This is a genomic window from Lysobacter enzymogenes, assembly GCF_017168095.1.
Classification (GTDB): Bacteria; Pseudomonadota; Gammaproteobacteria; order Xanthomonadales; family Xanthomonadaceae; genus Lysobacter; species Lysobacter enzymogenes_D.
In genome coordinates this window covers 1-3,423 of record NZ_LXSD01000658.1, presented here as the reverse complement: position 1 = coordinate 3,423, position 3,423 = coordinate 1, and the positions used below count along the sequence as shown (strand labels likewise).

3 protein-coding genes and 1 pseudogene are annotated in these 3,423 nt (G+C 71.5%); all 4 read right to left on the bottom strand.

The features are described from left to right. A pseudogene (locus A7A76_RS25290) lies at nt 1-499 on the bottom strand (hypothetical protein); the annotation flags it as partial. Beyond that, the gene (locus tag A7A76_RS25285; protein ID WP_206413912.1) at nt 496-1,263 is read right to left on the bottom strand and encodes a hypothetical protein; all 768 of its coding nucleotides are present in this window, start codon (nt 1,261-1,263) and stop codon (nt 496-498) included. The gene A7A76_RS25285 and the pseudogene A7A76_RS25290, both read right to left, overlap by 4 nt. Before the next feature lie 10 nt (nt 1,264-1,273). After that, nucleotides 1,274-1,798: a phage tail protein gene (locus A7A76_RS25280; RefSeq protein ID WP_074872293.1), complete on the bottom strand. Its 525-nt coding sequence runs from the start codon at nt 1,796-1,798 to the stop codon at nt 1,274-1,276. Nucleotides 1,799-1,829: 31 nt separating this feature from the next. Then, a complete protein-coding gene (locus A7A76_RS25275) occupies nt 1,830-3,287 on the bottom strand; it encodes a phage tail sheath family protein (protein ID WP_428995238.1) in 1,458 nt (485 codons plus the stop codon). Nucleotides 3,288-3,423 lie beyond the last annotated feature (136 nt).

The window sequence follows — 3,423 nt, the reverse complement described above, 5'->3', positions numbered from 1 at the left end:
GCGGGCTGCGCAATGCGGCGGTCGGCGCAATCGCGTCGCGCAGCGGGCGGACGGTTGGCGCGTCGATCGCCGCAGCGGGCGCGGTGGCGCGGCGCGGCGGCTGTGGCGCCTGGTTCGGCGCCGCCGCATTTGCGGGCGCGACGACGACGGTTTCGCGCAGGGTCTGGATCGACTCGATCAAGGTGGTGGTTGCCGTCGCGGGCGCGGGCGTCGTCGCGGCGCGCGGCAACGCGGGCGGCGGGTCGGCGACGTTCGGCGCGGCGGCCTTGTCGGTCGCAGGTTCGGACACCTCGACCGGCACGCGCGGCGCCGTGCGCGTCGATTCCGGTTCGAACGCGCGTCGCGTTTCGACAGCCGCGGGCGCGACCTGCGTTGCGAGGTCTTCGCTGGCCTCGGCCGCCGGCTCCTGCCGCGATTCGTACAGCGACGGCCGCCGCCGCTCCAGGACCGGCGCCTGGCCTTGCGCGCGGCGCACGATGTGGCGCAGGAAGCCGTTCATGCCTGCACCAGATCGAGATAGAAACGCCGCCGCACCGGCGACAGGTCGAGGATGTCGCGCTCGCTCCAGGCGTAGTGCCGCGCCAGCGCGTGGACCTGCGACAGCAGATCCTGCACCCAGTCGTCGAGTTCTTCCCACAGATACGCGCCGATGTCGAACGTCGCCGACCATTGGTGCGCGCAGGCGGGGCATTGCACCGCCAGTTGCAGGTCGGCGAGCGGGTCGTCCTGGGCCATGCGTTCGCACAGCCGTTCGACCAAGGCCGGCGGCAGCGGCGCGTCGGCGTCGAGTTCGCGTCCGCGCCGCTGCGCGCTGAGCACGCAGCGGCGCAGCAGCGCGGCGACGGCGGCGTCCACTGCGTCCTCGCCGCCGCGCGCCGGCGGCAGATGGCGCAGGTCGTCGCTGTCGGGCAGGCGGTAGTCGATGCGGTAGTCGCGATACTCCAGCCGTTGCGGCGCCGGCGGCTGCGGCAGCTCGCGCGGCGGCTCGCCGCACAGATCGGCGACGCGCAATTGCGACTCCAGCCGTTCGCCGCAGGCCGGGCACGCCGCGACGGTCTGCAGGCGCCCGCCGAACAAGGCCTCGTGCAGCGCGAACAGGCAGGCATCGCGCTGGCCGAGGCTGGCGCGGCTCCACTGCGCCGGATCAGGCTGCGGCCACACCGCCTGCAGCAGCCCGAGCGCGCGTTCGTTCGCGCCGCAGCGGTGCAGGCGTTCCCAGGCGCCGATCAGCACCTGGTTCCAGTGGCGGGCGTCGGCGGTCATGCGCGCGCGCTCAGGCCGGCTCGGTGAAGCTCGGCTCGGCCGGCTCGACCACGTCCGGATCGCGCTCCCAGCCCTCGTTCTCGAGCTTGAGGTGCTGGATCGCCACCGCGTTGGCGTTGGCGTCCAGGTCCGGCAGCGCCTGGAACTCGGACACCCAGCAGCGGTAGACGCGATAGGCGATGGCGAGCTGGCCGGCCTCGTTGTAGACCTCGATGATCAGGTCCTTGCGGAAGTCCTTCAGCGAGGTCTCCGAACCCAGCCCGGAACCGTAGTTCCAGACCTTGTTCGCCCACTGCTCGAACTCCTTGTCGTGGGTGACGCCGCGCTCGAGCGTGATCGCCTCGAACTCGCTGCGTCCCGGGCTCTTGCGGCTGCTGCTGGGGTCGCCGCCCTCGCGGTGCTTGACTACCTCGGTGGTGCGCTTGAGCGCGCTGACCTTGCTGATGCCGGCCACGTACTTGTTGTCCCATTTGACCCGGAACTTGAAGTTCTTGTACGGATCGAAGCGCTGCGCGTTTACGGTGAACTGGGCCATCTCGGTGCTCCCTGGATCGAAGTGGAAGGGCTCAGACGTCGATCTGGCCGGCGATCTGCTGCAGGCGCAGGACCACGAACTCGGCCGGTTTCAGCGGCGCGAAGCCGACCACGACGTTGACCACGCCCAGGTCGATGTCGTTCTGGGTGGTGGTGTCCTTGTCGCAGCGCACGAAGTACGCGTCGCGCGGCGAGCTGCCCTGGAATGCGCCCTGGCGGAACAGGTTGTGCATGAACGCGCCGACGTTGAGACGGATCTGCGCCCACAGCGGCTCGTCGTTGGGTTCGAACACCACCCACTTGAGCCCGCGGAACAGGCTTTCCTCGATGAACAACGCGGTGCGGCGCACCGGGATGTACTTGTACTCGTCGGCCAGCTGGTCGGCGCCGCGCAGGGTGCGCGAGCCCCACACCACGCGGCCGCTGACCGGCATCGCGCGCAGGCAGTTGATGCCGAGCTGGTTGAGCTCGCCGTTTTCCGCGTCGGTCAGCGGCACCGACAGCTGCGGCACGCCGACCAGGCCGGCGTCGAGCCCGGCCGGGGCCTTCCACACCCCGCGGTTGGTGTCGGTGCGGGCGAACACGCCGGCCACCGCGCCGCCGGGCGCGAAGTTCTCCGGCGCGTTGTTGCGCAGCAGGTTGGGCTGGCGCAGGCGCGGGAAGAACAATGCGGCGTTGCGGCTCTTGGGATCGGCGAATTCGTCGAACTTGGCCTTGGCGGTGTCCTTGTCCTTCCAGCCGCTGGGCGGGTCGATCAGATGGAACGCGCGGCGCCGTTCGCAGTAGGCGGTGGCCGCCGAGAGCACGATCGGCTCGGCGTCGAAGCTGGCGCCGTCGTCGGTCTTGTACGGCGGAATGCACAGCAGGTTGAACAGGTCGGCCTGCTCCAGCGCGTACAGGCCGAGCTTGAGCGAGAGGCCGTTGTCGGGCAGGAAACTCTGCGCGTTGAGATGGCCGCCGTCGCTGGCGGCGGCGTCGGCGGCGGCGGAGGCCGTGGCCACCGCGGCGACTTTGGCGTCGCGCGCTTCGCGCAGCGGCTGCAGTTCCGACTCCGGCGCGCCGGCCTTGACCTTCTGGTCGAGCGCGTCCTGCGCGGCGGCGGCGGCGCGTTCGGCGACGGTGACCGCGTCGGCGGCGGCCGAGATCGAATTCGGCAGCGCGCCCTTGACCCGCACCAGCGCCGAATCCGCGGCGAGGATGCGGTCGATCCGGCGCGCGCTTTCGACCACGGTGAGGTTGAGATAGGTTTCGCTGGCGCCGCCGGGCGCGGCGTCGCGCACGGTCAGGTTGAACAGGTCGGTCTTGTTGACGCCCAGCGCCAGGGCGATGTCGGCGTTCGGCGAGGCGGTGGTTTCGCCGCGCAGCTTGCCGCCCCATTTGCCTTCCGAGGCGGCTTCGAGCTTGAGATCGCCCAGGGTCAGCGGCGCGCGCGTCGGCGCGATCGCCGCGGTCGCGGCCGCGGCCACGCTCTGCGCGGTCGCGCCCTGCAGCTTGGAAGCGTCGTCGGCGGCCTTGGCGATCGCGGCGGCGGCGCTCTTGGCCGGCTCGTCGGTGTAGGTCGCGGCCTTGGCCTTGGCCGCGGCGGCGGCGGCCGCGGCGTCGTTGCCGTCGGCGGCCGCGGCGACC